This is a genomic window from Bradyrhizobium sp. SZCCHNR3119 (assembly GCF_032487775.1).
Classification (GTDB): domain Bacteria; phylum Pseudomonadota; class Alphaproteobacteria; order Rhizobiales; family Xanthobacteraceae; genus Bradyrhizobium.
In genome coordinates this window covers 3,845,194-3,866,296 of record NZ_JAUEUV010000001.1, presented here as the reverse complement: position 1 = coordinate 3,866,296, position 21,103 = coordinate 3,845,194, and the positions used below count along the sequence as shown (strand labels likewise).

General features: G+C 64.8%; 17 protein-coding genes. 9 read left to right on the top strand and 8 right to left on the bottom strand.

Features of this window, described 5'->3' with window-relative positions; all coding sequences use genetic code 11:
- The first annotated feature begins 5 nt into the window (after positions 1-5).
- The 5 genes from QX034_RS17910 (at position 6) to QX034_RS17890 (ending at position 5,717) form a co-directional block, all read left to right on the top strand.
- On the top strand, positions 6-1,454 hold the full coding sequence (locus tag QX034_RS17910; protein WP_315701193.1) for an aldehyde dehydrogenase family protein: 1,449 nt from the start codon (positions 6-8) through the stop codon (positions 1,452-1,454).
- A gap of 259 nt (positions 1,455-1,713) precedes the next feature.
- Positions 1,714-3,255: a galactarate dehydratase gene (garD, locus tag QX034_RS17905; protein WP_315701194.1), complete on the top strand. Its 1,542-nt coding sequence runs from the start codon at positions 1,714-1,716 to the stop codon at positions 3,253-3,255.
- A 66-nt stretch (positions 3,256-3,321) separates the two neighbouring features.
- Positions 3,322-4,122 (top strand): class II aldolase/adducin family protein, encoded by an 801-nt coding sequence (locus QX034_RS17900; RefSeq protein ID WP_316173249.1) that lies wholly within the window; start codon positions 3,322-3,324, stop codon positions 4,120-4,122.
- A gap of 33 nt (positions 4,123-4,155) precedes the next feature.
- Entirely contained in the window at positions 4,156-4,689 is a 534-nt protein-coding gene (locus tag QX034_RS17895) for a putative immunity protein (protein ID WP_315701196.1), read from the top strand.
- A 467-nt stretch (positions 4,690-5,156) separates the two neighbouring features.
- The gene (locus tag QX034_RS17890; protein ID WP_315701197.1) at positions 5,157-5,717 is read left to right on the top strand and encodes a hypothetical protein; all 561 of its coding nucleotides are present in this window, start codon (positions 5,157-5,159) and stop codon (positions 5,715-5,717) included.
- 81 nt (positions 5,718-5,798) lie between these two features.
- Here QX034_RS17890 and QX034_RS17885 read toward each other — a convergent pair whose 3' ends face one another.
- Positions 5,799-7,253 carry a PLP-dependent aminotransferase family protein gene (locus QX034_RS17885; protein WP_316173246.1) on the bottom strand — a complete coding sequence of 485 codons (1,455 nt, stop codon included), beginning with the start codon at positions 7,251-7,253 and terminating at the stop codon, positions 5,799-5,801.
- A 65-nt stretch (positions 7,254-7,318) separates the two neighbouring features.
- On the opposite strand from QX034_RS17885, the gene QX034_RS17880 reads away from it, so the two are divergent.
- Complete coding sequence (locus tag QX034_RS17880; RefSeq protein WP_315701199.1) at positions 7,319-8,041, top strand: pyridoxamine 5'-phosphate oxidase family protein; 723 nt, start codon at positions 7,319-7,321, stop codon at positions 8,039-8,041.
- Between the two features lie 88 nt (positions 8,042-8,129).
- On the opposite strand, the gene QX034_RS17875 is transcribed toward QX034_RS17880, so the two are convergent.
- From QX034_RS17875 to QX034_RS17845, 7 genes are all read right to left on the bottom strand, one after another.
- Positions 8,130-9,959 (bottom strand): CocE/NonD family hydrolase, encoded by a 1,830-nt coding sequence (locus QX034_RS17875; protein WP_315701201.1) that lies wholly within the window; start codon positions 9,957-9,959, stop codon positions 8,130-8,132.
- A 4-nt stretch (positions 9,960-9,963) separates the two neighbouring features.
- Entirely contained in the window at positions 9,964-10,977 is a 1,014-nt protein-coding gene (locus QX034_RS17870; RefSeq protein ID WP_315701202.1) for a CobW family GTP-binding protein, read from the bottom strand.
- Entirely contained in the window at positions 10,974-12,584 is a 1,611-nt protein-coding gene (locus QX034_RS17865; protein ID WP_315742998.1) for an amidohydrolase family protein, read from the bottom strand. The genes QX034_RS17870 and QX034_RS17865 overlap by 4 nt, the downstream gene beginning before the upstream one ends.
- Positions 12,585-12,715: 131 nt before the next feature.
- Positions 12,716-13,546: an ABC transporter permease gene (locus QX034_RS17860; RefSeq protein WP_315730063.1), complete on the bottom strand. Its 831-nt coding sequence runs from the start codon at positions 13,544-13,546 to the stop codon at positions 12,716-12,718.
- 16 nt (positions 13,547-13,562) lie between these two features.
- Entirely contained in the window at positions 13,563-14,591 is a 1,029-nt protein-coding gene (locus QX034_RS17855; protein WP_315730062.1) for an extracellular solute-binding protein, read from the bottom strand.
- 13 nt (positions 14,592-14,604) lie between these two features.
- Entirely contained in the window at positions 14,605-15,669 is a 1,065-nt protein-coding gene (locus QX034_RS17850; RefSeq protein WP_315730061.1) for an ABC transporter ATP-binding protein, read from the bottom strand.
- The gene (locus tag QX034_RS17845; protein ID WP_315701207.1) at positions 15,669-16,493 is read right to left on the bottom strand and encodes an ABC transporter permease; all 825 of its coding nucleotides are present in this window, start codon (positions 16,491-16,493) and stop codon (positions 15,669-15,671) included. The genes QX034_RS17850 and QX034_RS17845 overlap by 1 nt, the downstream gene beginning before the upstream one ends.
- 395 nt (positions 16,494-16,888) lie before the next feature.
- On the opposite strand from QX034_RS17845, the gene QX034_RS17840 reads away from it, so the two are divergent.
- The 3 genes from QX034_RS17840 to QX034_RS17830 all read left to right on the top strand — a co-directional run bounded on the left by QX034_RS17840 (position 16,889) and on the right by QX034_RS17830 (position 21,101).
- Entirely contained in the window at positions 16,889-17,779 is an 891-nt protein-coding gene (locus tag QX034_RS17840; RefSeq protein WP_315701208.1) for an ABC transporter substrate-binding protein, read from the top strand.
- A 219-nt stretch (positions 17,780-17,998) separates the two neighbouring features.
- Complete coding sequence (locus QX034_RS17835; RefSeq protein ID WP_315701209.1) at positions 17,999-19,627, top strand: amino acid ABC transporter permease/ATP-binding protein; 1,629 nt, start codon at positions 17,999-18,001, stop codon at positions 19,625-19,627.
- A 232-nt stretch (positions 19,628-19,859) separates the two neighbouring features.
- Positions 19,860-21,101 (top strand): acetamidase/formamidase family protein, encoded by a 1,242-nt coding sequence (locus QX034_RS17830; protein ID WP_315701210.1) that lies wholly within the window; start codon positions 19,860-19,862, stop codon positions 21,099-21,101.
- Positions 21,102-21,103: the final 2 nt, after the last annotated feature.

Genomic DNA, 21,103 nt, shown 5'->3' with positions numbered 1-21,103 from the left:
ACAACATGAACGCGATCTTGAAGAATTTCATTGCCGGCGAATGGGTCGACGGCAGCGGCGCCACGCGCAACATCAATCCTTCCAACACCAATGATGTCGTCGGCGAATATGCCAAGGCCGACAAGGCGCAGACCGAGAAGGCGATCGCCGCCGCCAAAGCCGCCTTCCCGGCCTGGTCGCGCTCGACCCCGCAGGAGCGCTACGACGCGCTCAACAAGGTCTCGGCCGAGATCCTCTCCCGCAAGGAAGAGCTCGGCCGGTTGCTGGCGCGCGAAGAGGGCAAGACGCTGCCCGAAGGCATCGGCGAGGTCGCCCGTGCCGGACAGATCTTCGCATTCTTTGCCGGCGAAGCGCTGCGGCTCACCGGCGAGAAAGGTCCGTCGGTGCGACCAAGCATCGAGGTCGAGATCGTCCGCGAGCCGGTCGGCGTGGTCGGCCTGATCACGCCCTGGAATTTCCCGATCGCGATTCCCGCCTGGAAGATCGCGCCGGCGCTCTGCTACGGCAACACCGTCGTATTTAAGCCGGCCGAGCTCGTGCCCGGCTCGGCACACGCACTCTCCGAGATCATCGCGCGCTCCGGCATCCCTGCCGGTGTCTTCAATCTGGTGGTCGGCTCCGGCTCGGTGGTGGGCCAGACCCTGCTCGAACATCCCGACGTCAGCGCGATCTCCTTCACCGGCTCGGTCGCGACGGGGCGCAGAATCGCGCAGGCCTGCGTGACCTCGGATCCCCTGAAGAAATTCCAGCTCGAGATGGGCGGCAAGAATCCGATGATCGTGCTCGACGACGCCGACCTCAAGGTCGCGGTCGAAGCCTGCGTCAATGGCTCCTATTTCTCCACCGGCCAGCGTTGCACGGCCTCTTCGCGCCTGATCGTGACCGACGGCATCCATGACAAGTTCGTCGTGGCGATGACCGAGCGGCTCAAGGGCCTCGTGGTCGACGACGCCGTGAAGCAGGGCACCCATATCGGCCCGGTCGTCGACCAGAACCAGCTCGAGCAGGATCAGCGCTACCTCAAGATCGGCCAGGACGAAGGCGCCAAGCTCACCTGGGGCGGCGAGCTGCTCAACCGCGAGACTCCCGGCTTCTACATGCAGCCGGCGCTGTTCACCGAAGTCAGCAACAGCATGCGCATCGCGCGGGAGGAGATCTTCGGGCCGGTTGCCGCGGTGATCCGCGCCAAGACCTACGACGAGGCGCTTGCGATCGCCAACGACACGCCGTTCGGTTTGGCAGCCGGCATCTGCACCTCGAGCCTGAAGTACTCGTCGCACTTCAAGCGCAACAGCGAGGCCGGCATGGTGATGGTCAATCTGCCGACCGCCGGCGTCGACTATCACGTGCCGTTCGGCGGCCGCAAAGGCTCGAGCTATGGCGCCCGCGAGCAGGGCTCCTACGCGCGCGAGTTCTACACCACGGTCAAGACGGCCTACACCTATCCGGCGTGAGCCGCTGACACGCTTCGTCATTGCGAGGAGCCGAAGGCGACGAAGCAATCCAGACTTTCTTTTTGAGCCTGGATTGCTTCCGCCGTCGCCCTTCGGGCTAGGGTGGACAAGCCGCTTCGCTCGCAATGACGAAAATTCAAGTCAGATCTGTAGGGTGGGCAAAGGCGCGCAGCGCCGTGCCCACCGGCCGGATTGACCGACAAGGCGGTGGGCACGCTTCGCTTTGCCCACCCTACGAGTTAGTCCGAAGGGAGCAGGCATGAAACATCTGACAGTCGCGGCGGCGGAGCCGCGCTATATCAAGCTCAACGCGCGCGACAATGTCGCGATCGTCGTCAATGATTTCGGCCTGCCTGCCGGCACCAGATTTCCCGACGGCCTGGAGCTGAAAAGCTTCGTGCCGCAGGGTCACAAGACCGCGCTGGTCGATATCGGCCAGGGCCAGCCCATCGTCCGCTACGGCGAAATCATCGGCACCGCCAAATCGCCGATCGCGGCCGGCGAGTGGGTCGACGAGGCCCGCATCGAGATGCCCGAGGCGCCTGCCCTGGACAAGCTCGAGATCGCAACCGCCGTGCCAGCCCCGTTGCCCCCGCTCGAAGGCTACACCTTCGAGGGCTATCGCAATGCCGACGGCTCGGTCGGCACCAAGAACGTGCTGGGCATCTCGACCTCGGTGCAATGCGTCAAGGGGACGCTGGAATTCGCGATCAAGCGGATCAAGAACGAGCTGCTTCCCAAATATCCCAACGTCGATGACGTCGTCGGCCTGACCCACGCCTATGGCTGCGGTGTCGCCATCACCGCGCCCGATGCCGTGGTGCCGATCCGCACCCTGCAGAACCTCGCGCAAAACCCGAACTTTGGCGGCGAGATCCTGGTGGTCGGCCTCGGCTGCGAGAAGCTCGCGCCGGAGCGGCTGGTGCCCGAAGGCGTCGATAATGCGATCGTGCGCATGCAGGACGAAGCCTTCAACGGCTTCGGTGCCATCGTCGATGCGATCATGACCCAGGCCGACGCACGGCTCGCTCAGCTCAACACGCGCAAGCGCGAGACCTGCCCCGCGTCCGACCTCGTGATCGGCCTGCAATGCGGCGGCAGCGACGCGTTCTCGGGCGTGACCGCCAATCCGGCCGTGGGCTTTGCCGCCGACCTCCTGGTGCGGGCCGGCGCGACCGTGATGTTCTCCGAAGTCACCGAGGTCCGCGACGCGATCCAGCTCTTGACCCGGCGCGCCATCAACGAGGAGGTCGGCCGCGCGCTGGTGCGCGAGATGGCGTGGTATGACGCCTACCTCGCCCGCGGCGGCGCCGACCGCAGCGCCAACACCACGCCCGGCAACAAGAAGGGCGGCCTCGCCAACATCGTCGAGAAGTCACTCGGCTCGATCGTCAAGTCCGGCTCCAGCCCGATCGCGGGCGTGCTGGCTCCGGGTGAGAAGGCGCGGCAGAAGGGCATGCTGTTCGCGGCGACGCCTGCCTCCGACTTCATCTGCGGGACGCTGCAGCTCGCCTCCGGCATCACCCTGCAGGTGTTCACCACCGGCCGCGGCACGCCCTACGGTCTCGCCGCCGCGCCGGTGATCAAGGTCGCGACCCGCAGCGAGCTGGCGCGGCGCTGGAAGGACCTGATCGACTTCGACGCCGGGCGCATCGCGACCGGGGAGATGACGATCGAGGAGACCGGCTGGGAGCTGTTCAAACTGATCCTCGATGTCGCCTCCGGCCGGACCAAGCCATGGTCGGACCGCTGGGGCATCCATAACGACCTCACCCTGTTCAATCCCGCACCGGTGACGTAAGCCATTGGCGCGTATGCTCAGAGGGTCGAAGCCAATTCGGCGAGCACACACAGTCGGAGCGATCAGATGCACAGGATCAGCCACCTTGCTGCCGTCGCCATCACTTTGCTGCTTCTGACCGCCCCTCCATCGCACGCGCAGGAGACTATTCCCAACGTCCCGCACGAACTGCTCGACGACATCGTGGTCGGCAGCCGCATCCTTGCCGATCTCGGCGTGGTCGACGGTTTCGGCCATGTCAGCGTGCGCAACCCGGCCAATCCGTCGCATTTCCTGATGTCGCGTTCGCTCGCGCCGGCACTGGTGACCGCCAACGACATCATGGAGTTCGACGAGAATGGCGAGCCGGTCGACGCGCGCGGCCGCACCGTCTTCCTCGAGCGCTTCATTCACGCCGCCATCTACCGGGCGCGGCCGGATGTGATGGCGGTCGTGCACACCCATTCGCCGGGCGTGATTCCGTTTTCGGTCAGCAAGACCCCGCTACGCCCACTGTTCCACAACGCCGCCTTCCTGGCCGCGGGCGCGCCGGTCTGGGACATCGGCAAGGAGTTCGGCCCCACCAACATGCTGGTGAGCAACAACGCCATCGGCAACGCGCTGGCGACTGCACTCGGCAACAAATCGATCGTGCTGATGCGCGGCCACGGCGATGTCGCGGTCGGCTCCGCGGTGAAGGTCGCGGTGTTCCGCGCCTATTACACCGACGTCAATGCCAAGCTGCAAGCCCAGGCGATCGGACTCGGCAGCGAGGTCACCTATCTCAGTCCGGAGGAAGGCGCCAAGGCCGACGCCGTCAACATGGTGATCATGGACCGGGTCTGGAACCTCTGGAAGCTGCGGGTGCAGGCCTTGATGGGCAAGTAGTACGAATTGCGACGCCCTCGTGGAGTGCAATCAATGGACGATCTTCCGCCCGCGATCGAATTGACGATGACCGATCTTTGTCACATCGCGGGATGGGCGGCGGATTGCGCGGAACGCGCGCTTCCGATTTTTGAAGCGCTCGCGCCAAACGACGCTCGTCCGCGGGATGCCATTGACGGTGCCAAAGTTTTTGCGCGAAGCGGCGTGCGAACGGCAAATCTGCGGAAGCTCGCTTGGGCCGCCCAATCAGCCGCGAAAGAGGTCGATGAGCCTTCAGCCGCTGCGGCAGCTCGGGCAGCTTCGACTGCTGCTGCAACGGCCTACACACATCCGATTGCGACATCGCACCAAACAAGTCACATTTTGAGCCCGGCCGCCTACGCCGCGCACGCCAGCGCCCTTTCCGCAAGCGACGGGTCCGACAAGGGAGATGCCGAGGTTCGCTGGGCCATTTCGCATGCATCACCCGAAGTCAGGGAGCTGGTTCAGCGATTTCCGCCTCGCCCTCGTAGCAAGGGCAAGCTCCACGCATTGCTCTATCAGCTCGACGCAGGATTGCGGGAATAGCCCCATACATCATCGACGCTTGTCATCACCATAGAACCAGCAATATTAACCAGCCGCCAGTATCTCCATTTCAGAACGCATCCGATAAAGGCCGCAGGTTGGCCGCTCTCGGCGGCAGCAATCCAGAGAGCCGATCAGGCAGCGGCGGGGACGGCTGCGGCCTTCCAGTTCCAGGGCAGCATCTCGACGATCCCGCTGGCCGAGTGATCGGGCCCGCGAGCACGTCGGCCAGCCAGATCGATGCGACCGGCACATCGATAGTGTGGTGAGACGGTCCTCGGCGGGCGTGACGAACCCCCTCGCGAGCGGTATAAGCTCGATGAATCATTGTCGTTTTTTCGCCGCCTTTCCGCCGTCACCCTGCTTGCAATAGCTCTGCCGACTGGCCCAACCTTCGTCCGATGTGGTCCCGCTCCTTCATGCCTTCGTACATTGATCGGTTCCTTGATCGCTTCTCCGGCCGGTCGATGCTCCTCGCGGGCGTCCTGGTTCTCGCCACGCCTGTGCTGGCCCAGACGCCCACCCCGGCCTCGACGGCGCCGGAGGTCGCCCCGGACATCGACCTCTACGCTTTGATGTCCGGCACCTGCCGTACGCTCAAGGTCGACGGCCAGGATTACCCGTGCAAGGCGGTCGCCTTCTTCCATAGCGAAAAGGGGCGCGCCCACTTCACGGTCGCGCTCGACGATCCGGCCGATCAAAGCCACATCATCGCGTTTTCCGGCCTTCATGGCCACCGCTCGCGGACCCAGCAGGAACTCTATGAGCTGCCGGTCGACCGGATGCTGCTGAACTCCAAGGACCGGCCGAAGGTCGATGGCATCCCGGTGCCAGCAGCAGAGACCTCGGCCGGCGTCTGCCGCCAGATCGGCAATTTCGCCGCGCTGCAGGTCGCAAGCGTGACCTGTCAGGCAACGGATCGCTCCGGCCGCGCCTATGAACTGCAATTCGTCTCCGACGGCGCGCCGATCACGCTGCGCCGCGTGCGCCAGACCGCGCCGAACATCCAGAGCGATCCGTATCGATAGCATTTGCGCAGGCCAGCCAGTCCGGTCGTGGGCAGATTGCCGGCCGTCGTCTCCGCGCCGAAAAAGCGAAATTTTCGCCGACTATTTTTTTTGATCGCCCCGGCGATCGCGCTCGTGCAGCCTGTCGTGCGCGGCGCGCCCGAGCCGCCTGGCCGCAGCGATGAGATCGCTGACTGCAAAGCCGGAGTAGCCGAGGATGAACCCGTCCGGGCCGCGCTGCACGATGCGTGCGTCCGACAGCAACCTGCTCTCGATCCCCGCACGCTCGCGGATCAGCCGCGCCGCGTCCTTGGGCGCGCCAGGCGGCAACGTGGCGAGCAGATGCAGGCCTTGAGCCGGCGCCGACAGATGCAGGCAGCCTTTGGCCGAGCGTTCCAACGCCTCGGCGACCGCGTCGCGCGCCTGGCGATAGCGCAGGCGCATGCGCCGCATATGCGCTGCGATCTCGCCATCGGCCATCAGGTCGGCGAGCGCATCCTGCATGAAGCGCGGCGGAAAGCGATCGTGCGAGGCGCGCGCGGCGACCACGCGCGGCACGACCGCTGGCGGCAGCACCAGATAAGCGAGCCTGAGACCCGCGAACAAGGTCTTGCTGAAGGTGCCGATATAGATCACGCGTTCGCCGCCGATACCGGCCAACGCCGTGAGTGGCGGGCCGGCAAAGCGGTACTCGCTGTCGTAATCGTCCTCGAAGATGAACGCATCGGTCGCTTGCGCCCAGCTAAGCAGCGCAACCCGTCGCGCCATGCTCATCGCGACTCCGGTCGGGAACTGATGCGACGGCGTCACGTAAGCCGCCCTTGCATCGGCCTTCTTGCCGGCGGCGACCACGATGCCTTCGCCGTCGACCGGCACCGGCACCAGCTTCATGCCGGATGCGCGCAAGGTGTTACGCGACGCATAATAGCCGGGGTCCTCGAACCAGACGGGATCGCCCGGCCTCAGCAGCGCCTCGACGCAGAGCCGCAAGCCCTGCTGCGTGCCGCACACGATCAGGATGCAGCTCGGGTCACAGCGGATGCCGCGATTGGCCGCAAGATAATGGGCGATCTGCGTACGAAGATGCAGGCTGCCGCACGGATCGCCATAGCCGAGTTCATCGCTTGAGGCCTGCGCAATGCGGCGGCGGCTCGCAGCGGCAAGCCGCTTCAACAACGGAGCGTCCACGAGCGTGAAGCCGAGCGCGAACGGACGGTGCGGCGTGGTCTGGACGGCGAAGTCTGCCGCTGGAGCCGCCGGTGGCGGCGCCGGCAGCTGCGCCGCGACATAGGTGCCGGCGCCGTGCCGCGCTTCAGCCAGCCCGTCGGAGAGCAACTGTTCATACGCCGCAACGATGGCATTACGGCGCACGCCGAGTTGCTCGGCCAACGCCCGTGTCGACGGCAGGCGCAAGCCCGGCGCCAGCAGCCCGTCGACGATGGCGGTGCGCAGCGCCGCGTGCACCTGCTGCGGCTGATTGCGCAAGGCGCGGTCGAGCCGGATCGGCAGGGCCAGAACGTCGTCCCGGCGTTTCGAAGTGGTTGCTAAGTTTGGCATCAAAGTGGAACTCGCGGCAACCACTTTGCCATGGCATGGACGATCATCCAACAGGAGAAAGTCCCATGTCCGAGCAGGCCGCGGCCAGCTATCCCGTCGACGAGACCAACCGCGTCAAGCGCCGCCACGACCGTGGCCGCTATGACTACGCCACCGTCCACGCCCTGCTCGATTCCGCCGCGCTGTGCCATGTCGCCTATGTCATCGACGGCCGGCCCTATTGCACACCGACGCTCTATTGGCGCGAAGGGACCACGCTGTACTGGCACGGCTCCAGCGCCAGCCGCATGCTGCGCAATCTTTCGGAGGGGCAGCCAGCCTGCCTCACGGTCACCCATCTCGACAGCCTGGTGCTGGCGCGCAGCGGTTTTCACCATTCGGCCGACTACCGCGCGGTGATGGCGTTCGGCCACGCGAAGCTGATCGAGGACCAGGCCGAGAAAGCACGTGCCCTCACCATGATGGTCGATCGCTTCTTCCCTGGCCGCACCGCAACCTTGCGCCCGACCACGGAGCAGGAGCTCAAAGCGACCGCCGTTGTCGCGATGGAAATCGAGAAGGCCTCGGCGAAGATCCGCTCCGCCGGCATCATCGATGACGAGGAAGACTATGCGCTGCCGATCCATGCCGAACGCATTCCCGTGCGCACCGTGCTCGGCGCGCCCGAGCCGTGCGACCGCCTGCTGCCCGGCGTGGAGCGCCCAGCGACACTTGCAAGCTACAGCGCGGGTCGGCTGCTCGAGCAGGCGCTCATGGACGCTTATGCGATGAGCTATCCGGAGCGGTAGTCTATCATTCGCCAGAATGCGACGCTCGTCACCTCCCCCACTTGCGGAGGAGGTGACGCACTGACAACGCGGCAACAGACCGGCTTCGTCACACCGCAACCAACGGCAGCTCGATCGCGGACGCGTTGTCGCCGCCACGCATCAGCGTGATCAGCGGCGGACGGCCATGCGGCACCTGGCCGCAATGATCATCGTCATGGCCCGCGATGGAGATGCGGATGCGGCTGCCTCTCGCGAATTGCCAAGCAACGGGAAGCAGCGGCACGCGGATACGTTCGAACTGTCCCGGGATCAGCGGCATGGCATCGCCCCGAGCAAAGCTGCGGAATGGCCATGCTGTGCGATAATTGTCCGGCGCTTCACTCTCTTTGCGATGGAGCGCACGCAGCAGGCCTTCGGTGACATAGCGCTCGGTGCCGTCGGCCTCGATCTCGGTGAGATAGACGAACAGTGCGAGATCCGGTTCGCCCGAGGCAAGCCAGAGCTCCGCAAGCCCGTGCCCGGCGAGCTCCATCGCCGACGGCAAGGGCGCGCCGGTGTAGCTCAGCATCGCCTCGGTCCGCCCCTGCCAGTCCGCGTAATAGTCCCGGCTGTCGATACCCGCGATGCGCTCATAGCGGGTGTTGTTGCCGGTGCCGCGGCTGAAATCGACCCGATATCGATCTTCGCCCGCTTGCGGCGCGGCCTCGGCAAGCGCTCCATCGGACGCCAGATACAACCGCTGTCGCGCCATGACCGGGGGCCATTGATGCGCGGCGCGCCAGCGCTCCGCATGCACCGCGTAATAATGGATCGGCGCCTCGTCGATCAGCCCGGTGTCATAGCCGAGCAGATAGGTGTCGAAGAAGCGCAGCACTTCGCCGAGCAGCGGAAAGCCCGGCTCGACCGACGTGCGCCACGGCGAGATATCGATGCGGGCGCCGTGATCCCACGGGCCCAGCAACAGATGCCGCGGATTGTCCTGCAGGGTGAGATACCGCGCGATGGCGCCATTGGCATAACCGGCGCCGTCGAACCAGCCGGACACCGACAGGATCGCGACGTCCGGCCTGATGCCGTCAGACACCGCATAGGGACTGAACGAGGCCGAGCTGAAGGTGGGATCGTAAGGCAGCCCCTCCTCGCGAAACCTGAACTCGGCCATGAAATCGGTCTGGCGGAAATTGCCGAGATGCTCTGTGATCGCCGCGTTCAGCAGCACGCCATCTGGGTCTTCATCGACCGGTTGGGGCCCTTCGAAGTCCGGATTGGCGAAATAGGAAAACTGACGGAGAACGTCGCGCCGATCGTGATCGAGCCCGACCATCAGTTCGTCATAGACCTTGGTCAGCGATTTCAGCTGAATGCCGCCAGGGAAGTAATTGTCGGCGTAGGTGTCCCAGACCGAGCACAACGGCGCGATCGCCTTCACCGCAGGATGTCCGGTGCTGGCGAGGAAATCGGCGGCAGCCCCGAGATAAGAGATGCCGGTAGCCCCGATTGCGCCATTCGACCAGGACTGCGCAACGACCCACTCGGCGATCTCGCGGCTGTCCTCACGCTCCCTGGGGGAGCGGAAGCTGTCGCGCGTGCCGAAGCTGGCGCCGGTGCCGCGTACATCCACGACGACGACAGCGTAACCGCGCGGCACGAAGTAGTCGCGAAACTTGCCGGTGTTGGGATTGACCTCGCCGCTGCCCCCCGGCCTGAGCTTGAAGCGACGATAGTAGGGGGTGAAGAACAGCAGCGTCGGGAAACGGCCCGGACCGGCACCATCCTTCGGCTGTGGCACGTAGGCATCGACGGCGATGCGGCAGCCGTCGTGCATCGTCACGTAGCAAGAGGACGGCTGAGTCAGCCGATAGTCGACTGGCCGCGCCGCCACATAGTCGGCCGGCGGCACCCGCCAGGCCGACGCGGTCGTGTCGGTCCCACTCATCTGCTCAGCTCACCCATTCCGCTTTGATTGTGGGCGCATCCAGCGCGGTCTCCGGCTGCCGCCAAGTGTAGGTGAACAGACCCGCTGGCGCGACCTGCTCGATCTCAACCCGCGCGACATCACGCGCGATCACCACGATGAAGGGCTGCGGCGGATTCTCAGCAGAGAGCTGGCGCGGGGGCGAGAACACCGTGCCGACACTCTCGATCAGGAGCGGTCGCGGCGCCTCGTGAACCCCGACCAGCCCCTTGATGCGGAGCAGGCGTTCGCCAAGCGCGCCGGCAAGGTTATCGAGCCAGGCAGCGAGATCGGAATAAGCGAGTCCGCCCGCCGGCCGCGCCAGACATAACGCCAGCCGCGGATGCGCCGATGTCAGCATCGGCGCCGGTTCGCGCAACGGCAGCGCCGCCATCAGCGGCGCGAAGGCGATCTTCACGGCCAAGGCGCGATCGGCGGTCACAACCACCTCGGCGACCGGATTGATGCTGGCGATCGCGTCCGGCGCTTTGGCCAAGCCTTCTGATCCGAGCAGGTCGGCCTTGGTCGCGACGATGCGGTGCGACGCCGCCCATTGCGCCGCCGCCTCCTCGAAGGCAGCCACCGCCGCGCCCCGCGTGAGATCGTAGGTGCCGATCACGGCGACGCGCATCCGATGCTCGGCCAAGGTCGCGAGCTGGCGCAACACCGGACCCGGCATCGACAGGCCGGACGTCTCCAGGATGATTCGCCGCAACGGCCCCGCGCCTGCAGGGCGCGGCGCCATGATCAGGCGGTCGATCGTGAATGCAAGGTCGGAGCCGATCTGGCAGCAGACGCAGCCGTTGGAGAGCATGGCCATCGGCACATCGTCCCCGCTCTCGCGCAGGATCACGCCGTCGAGCCCGATCTCGCCGACCTCGTTGACGATCACGGCGGTGTCGGCCGCTGCCGCCCCCAGCAGGAGATCGCGCAGCAGCGAGGTCTTGCCCGAGCCGAGAAAGCCGGTCAGGACGAAGAAGTCGATGATGTCAGCGCTCATGGCGCCGCGGCATCCTTGGCTGCGTACTTCTCCGGGACGTCGCTTTCCCAGCTCGCCTTGACCAGTTCGCGCACGTCGGCCAGCAGTTCCTCGGTGTCGTAGATGATGCCGTCCTTGATCGTGTATTTCAGACCACGATGCCATTCGACCGCGTTGGAGGCATCATTGAAGCGCATCGCGCCGGTGCCGTAGAGCAGCTTGAAATCGGTCAGAGGGTTGTGGTCGTGCACCAGCATGTCGGCGCGCATGCCGATGTCGATGGTGCCGATCTCGTCCTGGAGACCGCACAGCGCCGCGCCTTGCGATGTCGCCGAGCGGATCACCTCCAGCGGATGGAAGCCGGCCTCCTGCAGCAGCTCCAGTTCGCGCACATAGCCGAAGCCGAAAATCTGGTAGATGAAGCCGGAATCGGAGCCGGTGCAGACCCGGCCACCTCGGTTCTTGTATTCATTGATGAAGGCCATCCAGAGCCGGTAATTCTCCTTCCACTCGATCTCGTTCTGGGTCGACCAGCGATACCAGTAGGAGCCGTGGCCGCCGCGCTGCGGGGTGAAGTAGTCCCACATCGACTTCCAGGTGTAATCCTTGTGCCAATAGGCCTGACGCGCGCGCATCAAATCGCGGTTGGCGTCATAGATCGTGAATGTCGGAACGAAGGTGAAGCCGAGCTCCAGGAACTGCTCCAGCACCTCATTCCACTTCGCCGAGCCGGGTTCGGCGCCCTGCCGGAACATCTGGCCCGACACCGAGAAGCGGAAATATTCGTCGGTGTAGTTGTAGTCGAGCGGGAAGTTCTGGATCACGCGATCCTCGAACAGCGCCTCCGGCAGGCCGTAATAGTGCTCGGCGCTGGTCAGGCCCCAGCGCGCGGTGGTCAACGCGTTCATGCGCGACACCGCCATCTGCGCGTGATGGCATCCGGCGCGCAGGCCGAGCTTCTTGCACTCGTCGAGCGCCGCCTCCATGATCGCCGGCGGCGCGCCGAAGAACTTGATGCCGTCCGCGCCGCGCGCCTTCACGTCGCGCAGCCAGGCGCGGCCCTGCTCCGGCGTATAAATCGTCTTGACCATGTCGTTGACGGCCGGGAAATAGGCGTAGGCCAACAGCCGCGGCGCCGCGATCGTGTTCGCCTGGGCGCGCTCGCGCTGGTCGATCATCCAGGACAGCCCGTTCATCGAGCCCATCTCGCGGACCGTGGTGACGCCATGCGCCAGCCACAGCTTGTAGACATAATCGACCGGCGGCACCCAGCCGTTCGCCGAATGATAGGCGACGCCGGCATGGGCGTGGCAATCGACGAAGCCCGGCGTCACCCATTTGCCGCGGCAATCGATCTCATGATCGGCCGATTGGCCCGAGCCGGCGTCGTAGCCATAGCCGACCACCTTCTTGATGCTGACGATGCGGCCGTTCTCGACGACGATGTCGACGGGACCGATCGGCGGCGCGCCGGTGCCGTCAATCACCGTGGCCCCGCGCAGCGCCAGCCGCCTGAACGGACCCGTGCCGCGATCGCGCGAGGTCGCCTTCGGCACGATCGGCACTTCACCCTTGTTCCTGATATGCGCGAGCTCGTCGCCCGGAAGGATGTCGGCCTGTTCAATCATGCTCTCGTTTCCTTGTATTCCAATCAGTTGTCGTCATAGCGAGCGAAGTAAAGCAATCCAGGGTCGGAAAGCAGGTCTGGATTGCTTCGTCGCTGACGCTCCTCGCAATGACGGCAATCGTTATCATCGCCCTACGCCGTCCTGTACCGCCGCGCGAAAGCGACGCTGCCAAACACCGTGAATGCCATCGTCACTGCCAGCAGCATGAAGGCGAGCGCGGCGCCCATCGGCCAATTGTTGCCGCGCACGAACTGGTCGTAGACGGCCGGAGCCATCATCTTGAATTTGGGGCCGCCGAGAAGCACCGCTGTTGCATAGGTATTCATGCAAAGCACGAACACCAGGATCGAGCCCGCCGCGACACCCGGCGCGGACAGCGGCAAGATGACCCTCCAGAACACGCGCGCTCCGGAGGCGCCGAGATTGGCGGCCGCATCCTCGAGATCGTGCGGAATGCTTTCGATCACGGATGCGATGGTCAGGATCATGTAAGGAAGCACCACCGCGATGATGCCGAGGATGACCGCCTTCGGCGTGTACATGATCTCCAATGGCTCGGAGATCAGGCCGATTTTTTCCAGCGCGGTGTTGAGCAGGCCGTCACGCGAGAACAGCGCCATCCATCCGGCCGAGCGCACGACGTTGCCGACCAGCAGCGGAAACAGCGTCGCGATCACCACGAAACTCTTCCAGCGGCTCTCGATGCGGCCGAGCCAGTAGGCCGCCGGAAAGGCGAGCACAAGCGTCAGCAGGGTGCAAAGCAGCGCGATGCCGAGCGTCGAGACGATGATCTGCTGGTAATACGGGTCGGTCGCGGCCTTGATATAATTCTCGGGCGTGAAGGCCTGCACCATCAGCTGGGTCGGACTGAACTGGTTGAGCGAGATCCGAAACATCAGGATCATCGGCCCGACCAGCAGAGCCAGCACCAGCAGACAGGCGGGAACCACCAGCAGCGCCATCATCGAGCCCCTAGATCTAGCCCTTGAAGTCCTTGTTCCAGAAGTCCTGCGTACGCTGGGTGCGGCCAGCGGCGTAGGCATAGTCCGGCTTCAACAGACGGGCGCGCTCGGCCTCGTTGAGGCTGACCTGCTTGGCGAGATCCTCCGACAGCACCGCATCCGACACAGTGGGCACGTAGCCCATCTTGTCGCAGAACGCGACCTGGGCCTTGGCGTCCAGCATGGCATCGAGATAGGCGAAGCCGCCCGGCTTGTTCCTGGCGTTCTTCGGCACCGAGGCCTGGAATACGATCGCCGGCGCGCCTTCCTTGGCGACCACGTGGTTCAAGGGAATGCCGGCCTTCTTCCACATGAAGCCGCGGGCAAGCCACATCGTGGTCAGCCACACCTCCTCCGACTTCAGCGCCGCCGCCAACGCCTCGTTCGACGGATAGATCTTTACGTCGAGCGAGCGCCATTCCATCAGCTTCTTCTCGGCCGGGTCGAGATTGGACGGGCCGCCGCCGCCGGCCAGCGCTGCAGCCAGCGTGTTGTTGGGATAAAGGATGTCGGCGAGGCCGACCCGGCCGCGCCATTTCGGATCCCACAGGTCGGCGAAGGATTGCGGCGGTGTCTTCACCAGGTTGGTGTTGTAGAGGATGACCTGCGCGGAATAGATGTGCGGGATCGCGATCTCGCTCTTCAGCTCCGGAAACACCTTGTCGAGCCGCGTCACCTGTTTGGCGTCGACCGGATCGAACGTGCCCGATTGCGCAACGATGTACATGTCGCCGTCGGAGAGACACGCAACATCCATCGAGCCACGCCGGCTCTGTCGCTCGGCGAGCAGCTTGGTCTTGCGCGGATCATTGTTGGCAATGTCCTGTACGATCTCGTAGCCCTTCGGCACCAGGATCGGCTTGTCGATGATATCGCTCAGCAGCTGCCCATAGTCGCCGCCCCAGGTGCCGACCACGACCTGGCCACCTTCGGCGCGCGCAGGGAAAGCGGAGGCCAACGCCGCAGCGCCGGCGGTTGCAGAGAGAAAATGGCGTCGCGAAATCATGATGACCTCTCACTCATGCTGATGTTTGCGGGACAAGGCGCGGAGCCTTGTGGTCCCATTGCAGGGACACGAAGTCGTCGGGCCTGAGCGCAGCGAGCGGCTCACCGGCACTCGGTGTCTGGCGGACCACCACCAGGGTCTCATCGCCTACTGCGATCACATATTCGGTCTGCGGGCCCATATAGGTGACGGCCTGCAATCGCCCCTGCAGCCCTGCGGTCGCATCCACCTGCAGCACGATGCGCTCCGGCCGCAGCGCAAAGGCCGTCGCATCCTTGCATTCATCCGCAGCCGAGTCGACCGGCAGCAGCAGGCCGCCCTCGGTGCGGAAGTGAGAGGCGTCTTCGCGGCGGCCGAGCAGGATGTTGCAGCGCCCGACGAAGTCCGCGACGAAGGCGTCGCTCGGCATGTCGTACAGCTGTTGCGGCGTGCCGATCTGGCGCACCCGGCCGCCCTCCATGACGACGAGACGATCGGCCATGGTCAGCGCCTCCTCGCGATCATGCGTGACCATCAAGGTGGTCAGGCCCAGGCGCTGCTGCAGCGCGCGGATCTCCAGCCGCACCTCGCTGCGCAATTTGGCATCGAGATTGGACAGAGGCTCGTCGAGCAGGAAGATGCGCGGGTTGATCACCAGCGCCCGCGCCAACGCCACGCGTTGCTGCTGGCCGCCGGAGAGCTGGCGCGGCAAGCGATCGGCAAGATGCGACAGCCGCACGAGCCTGAGCGCCTCGTCGATCCTCGCCTTGCGCTCCGCTGCATTCAGCCCGCGCATTTCGAGTCCGAAGCCGACATTGTCGGCCGTCGTCATGTGCGGAAACAGCGCGTAGGACTGGAACACCATGCCGGTGCCGCGCTTGTGGGCCGGCAACCTCGTGACATCCTCGGCGTCGAACAGCACGCGGCCACCGGTTGGCGGCAGGAATCCCGCGACCATCCGCAAGGTGGTGGTCTTGCCGCAGCCGGAGGGGCCGAGCAGCGCAACCAGTTCGCCCTGCTGGATCGTGAGATCGAGTTCATCGACCGCGACCGAGGTGCCGAAGCGCTTGCTCAATTTTTCAAGAGACAGCCGCGACATCAAACGACCCGGGAGAGTTTGACGAAGCGGTCGGTCACCAGCATCAGCAGGCCAACCAGGGTGATCTGGACAGTCGCCACCGCAGCCAGGGTGGGGTCGATCCGGAATTCAAGATAGTTCAGCATCGCGACGGGAAGCGTGATCCGACCGGGGCCGACGAGCAGCATCGAGAGGTCGAGATTCTCGAAGCTCTGGATGAAGGAAAACATCGCCGCGGCGACGATGCCCGGCCGCATCATCGGCAAGGTGATGCGGCGAAACACGGTGAACGGACCAGCGCCGAGATTGGCGGCCGCCTCTTCAGCTCTGCGGTCGAGCCCTTGCAGGCTCGCTACCACAAGACGCACGGTCCAGGGGATTGCGAGCAGCGAGTGCGCCACCACCAGCCCTTCGGTGGTCGCCTTGATATCGCGGTCGAAAAAATCCTCGGCCAGCACGTAGAGCATATAGAGGCCGGAGCCGGCGACCACGCCGGGCACGGCGAGCGGCGCCAGGAGGAAGGAGCTCAAGGCCTGGCGTCCCGGGAACTCGCCGCGCACGATGGCGAGCGCGGCAGCCGTGCCGATCGGCACGCCGATCGCCGCCGCCAAGAGGGCGACCTGGAAACTCGTGAGCAGGCCGCGCAGGAATTCGGGCTTGTCCCATGCGTTGGCGTACCATTTCAGGGAGAGCGCCGGCGGCGGGAAACTGATCAGCTCCTGCGCAAAGAAGCTCGTGACCACGATCATCACGACGGGCGCGAAGATGATGAGATAGGCGAGGACGATCAGAGTCCGCATCAGGACTCGGCCAAACGACAGCTGTTCCGTCAAACGGAACATCATTGCAGATACCTAACCAACGAGATCGCCCCACACACTCGACGTCGAATGGCGGCACAGTAGTCGGCCGCAACGCGCCAGCCAAGCCCACGGCGCAAGGTCTCGCGATGCACACTTGCATAGCCTCAGCGGGCACGCGGCAATGATCAGTAGGCGTAAGTCCGCGACGCTTCACCTCAGACACGAGCGCTGACCAATGTCCGGGTCGGACTGACGCGGATAGTTTTTGGGCAAGCTCTGCTCAATCTCTGACCTACAGCGATGCAACTTATTGTGCGCCTACGGACAAGTTTTCCGTGCGCACGCACACCTAAGCTTGCCTTCGAGCTTGGACCGCGGCGGCGGCATCACAGCACCGCCGGACCACGCAACCATCACCGTTCGAAGGAGCTGGCAACATGCAGAATTGGCTATTCACCAAGGCGCGGCGCGCGTGTCTTGCCGCGTTCGGCGCCGTGATCGCGGCGGGACTGTTGGCGCCTGTCGGCGTGCAGGCCGCGACGCCCGCGGGCTGCGCGGCGCTGCAGGACAAATTTCCGGACTGGAAAGGCAAGACGCTGGTCAACGCGATCAACCCGCACACGCCGGGTTATGAATCGATCGATCCCAAGGATCCAGGCAAATATGTCGGCTTCGACATCGATCTCGGTGAAGCCATCGGCGACTGCCTCGGCTTCAAGCTGACCTACAAGCCGGTGACCTTCGCAGCGCTCTTGACCACGCTCGCGAGCGGCCAGGCCGACATCGTGATCTCCGATATCTACGCCACCAAGGAGCGGGCCAAGGCCGCCGACTTCATCACCTATTCGAAAGTGTTCGACGGCGTGCTGGTCGCCAAGGGCAATCCGAAGGGCATTCACGGCATCGACATGACCTTGTGCGGCGCGGCCGCCGCGGAAAATACCGGCTTCGTCGAGGTGCCGCTGGTGCAGGACATGGGACCGAAGTGCAAGGCAGCCGGCAAGCCGGAACCGACGCTGCAGCTCTACGACAACAACGCCAACTGTATCCAGGCGATCCTGGCCGGACGCGCCGATACCTACATCAACGACGTCAACACGGTGGACCAGGCCGTGAAGGCCTATCCCGACAAGCTCGAGAAGGCGATCGCGGTGACGATCCCCTATTCGGTCGGCATCGCCGTGCCAAAGGACAAGCCGAAATTCCGTGATGCTGTGCTCGCCGCGCTGATCGAGGTGCAGAAGGCCGGCATTCACCAGGAGCTGTTGAAGAAGTGGGAGCTCGATCCCGCCAACTTCAAGGAGCCGGATATCCTCCAGGCGGATTGAGCGTTCGTACGATTTGCTCCCATGAGCGTCCCCCGCCGATTCCCCTTCTCCCCTTGGGAGAGGGGGAAGAACCTCGGCCATAGAAACAGGGAATTCGTCATTGCGAGGAGCGAAGCGACGAAGCAATCCAGCCTTTTTCGGTTCTGGATTGCTTCGCTTCGCTCGCAATGACGGCTCGCCGAACCAACCTAGCCGCAACTCGTCAGGCCTTCTTCACCGATGTCCCTGTTCCTGCACTATCTCAGCCTGCCATACCTGCTCCAGGGCATCGAGCTGACCCTGCAGGTCACGGCGCTCGGGCTGATCGGCGGCTTGATGCTCGGCGTGATCATCGCGGCCATGCAGCTCAGCCGCTTCTGGCCGCTCGCCGCACTGGCGCGCGGATACACCGTGATCTTCCGCGGCACGCCGCTGATCCTGCAGATGGTGTTCGCCTACGACGCGCTCCCGCATATCGGCATCAAGCTGCCGGCGGTACTGGCCGCCGGACTTGCGCTCGCCTGCAACGAAGCCCCTTTCATCGCCGAAATGCTGCGTGCCGGCGTGCTTGGCGTCGATCGCGGCCAGCTGCTTGCGGGACAGGCGCTGGGCATGACGCCGGCAGTCCTGATGCGGCGGATCATCGCCCCGCAGGCGATCCGCACCATGATCCCCGCCTTCGGCAACGAAGCGGTGAGTGCGCTGAAGAACTCCTCGCTCGCCTCGGTGATCGCGGTGCAGGAGCTGACGCTGCGCTCGACCCAGCTCGCCTCCTCCACCTTCGATTTCTTTTCGATCTTCTTCGCCTCCGGCCTGCTCTATCTCGTGCTGACCGGCGCGGTCAGCGTGGTCCAGCTCGGATTGGAATGGCTGCTCGATCTCGATCGCAGCACGAAGCAGCGCCGGCTCGCGGACTATCTGCCGTGGCGCCGCATCGATCTCGCGACCAAGCTGGCGTTGGCCGAGACAACCGGCCCCGCGACCGACACCGCGGCGCCCGAACCGGCCGAGCTGAAGGAGACGCCGCCGCTCGCGCTCACCAGCGAGGACCGCGCCAGGCGCGCCGCCACCATCGCCCGCAACAACATCGCGGTCGAGGTCAAGGATCTGCGCAAGAGCTATGACGGCCACGCCGTCCTCGACGGCCTCGATCTCACCGTGCGCATCGGCGAAGTGGTCGCGCTGCTCGGCCCCAGCGGCTCGGGCAAGAGCACCCTGCTCCGCTGCATCAATCATCTGGAGAACTGGGATTCCGGCTTGGTGCGCGTCGGCGGCAAGCGCCTCGGTCACGGTGAAGACGGCCGGGCTCTGTCACCGCGCGCGATCGCCAACGAGCGCGCCAATGTCGGCGTCGGCATGGTGTTCCAGCAATTCAACCTGTTCGCCCATCTCACGGCGAAGGAGAACATCGCCGGTCCCTTGCGCTGGGTTCACGGCATGGGACGTTTCGAAGCCGATCGTCGGGCGACGGAGCTTCTCGACCGCGTCGGCCTCAGCCATCGCGCCAACGCATTGCCTCGGCATCTGTCCGGCGGCCAGCAGCAGCGCGTCGCGATCGCCCGTGCGCTCGCGCCCAATCCCAGCGTGCTGTTGTTGGACGAGCCGACCTCGGCGCTCGACCCCGAGCTCGTCAACGAGGTGCTGGAGGTGATCCGCCGGCTCGCGATCGACGACGGGCTGACCATGATCATCTCCACGCATCAGATTCGCTTTGCTGACGAGGTCGCTGACCGCGTGGCCTTCCTCACCGGCGGGGTGATCCTGGAGGAAGGCCCGGCGCACGAGGTGTTGTCCAACCCGCGCCACCCGCTGACCGCGCGCTTCCTCTCTGTGATGGATGCGGAGCGGCAGAAGGAGTCCGTGCGATGATATCCCATACAGCAAGGCGAACGGCTCTGGCAGTAAACGCCGCAGTGGCATCCTTTGCGTGGCCATCCTTGGAGACGCCCACCTGCGGCGGGCTCCTCAGGATGAGGACCTTTTACGCAGCAACACGTCAGACCCTCATGGTGAGGAGGCGCGCAGAGCCGTCTCGAACCATGAGGCCAGGACCAGATCCAATCCGAACTCTTCCCAGATCTGTGCGCAAAGAGGCCCTTGCATGAGACATCATCTGCTGCCGGTTTCGTCCAAAACCGTTCATTGGGGCTATTTCAGCAAAGTGGTTGCCCCGGCCCTGACGCTGCGCTCCGGCGATCGCGCCACCATCGAGACTCTGACGCATCATGCCAATGACGACTACGAGCGCATGATCAAGGACGATCCCGGCGCCGAGAGCGTGTTCGCCTGGACGCGCGAGCACAAGGCGGTCGCGCGCCGCGGCGCGGGGCCCACCGAAGGTCCGTTCGTCCGTGGCTCCGGCGAAGGCCTCGGCGTCCACCTGCTCACCGGCCCCGTGGCGATCGAAGGCGCCGAGCCCGGCGATGTGCTGGAAGTGCGCATCCTCGACATCCGGCCGCGGCCGAGCCAATGCGGCTGCCACGCCGGAAAATGCTTCGGCTCCAATGTCGCGGCGAACTGGGGCTTCCACTATCACGACCTGATCGAGGAGCCGAAGCCGCGCGAGGTGATCACCATCTTCGAGCTCGACACCGCGGGCGAGCCTCATGCCAAGGCGGTGTATAACTATGTGTGGACGCCGCAGACCGACCCCGACGGCATCGTGCACGCGACCATCGATTATCCCGGGGTGCGTGTCGATCACGCCACGATCGCCAAACGCGAGAACATCCTGCCCGGCATCAAGGTGCCGGCGCGGCTGCATTTCGGCACGATGGGGCTTGCGCCGACGGAAGCCGATTTCGTCTCCTCGATTCCGCCCGGCTATACCGGCGGCAATATCGACGACTGGCGCATCGGCAAGGGCGCGCGGATCTATTACCCGGTGGCCGTGCCCGGCGCCTTCTTCTCGGTCGGCGATCCGCATGCCGCGCAGGGCGACAGCGAGCTCGGCGGCACCGCCATCGAGACATCATTGACCGGCGACTTCGAGTTCATCCTTCACAAGAACAACGAGCTCGGCGGCACGGCGCTCGAAGGCCTCACCCATCCTCTGCTTGAAACCGATCAGGCCTGGTCGGTGTACGGCTTTACCTATCCGAACTATCTCGCCGAGCTCGGCGTCAACGCGCAAACCGACATTGCCAATCACTCCAGCCTCGACCGCGCGATGCGTGATGCCTTCCGCAAGCTGCGCCGGTTCCTGATGACGGTGCATCATCTGAGCGAGGACGAGGCGATTTCGCTGATGTCGGTCGGTGCCGATTTTGGCGTCACCCAGGTGGTCGATGCCAATTGGGGCGTTCACGGCACCATCCGGAAGAACGTCTTCCGGTGTGAGTAGGA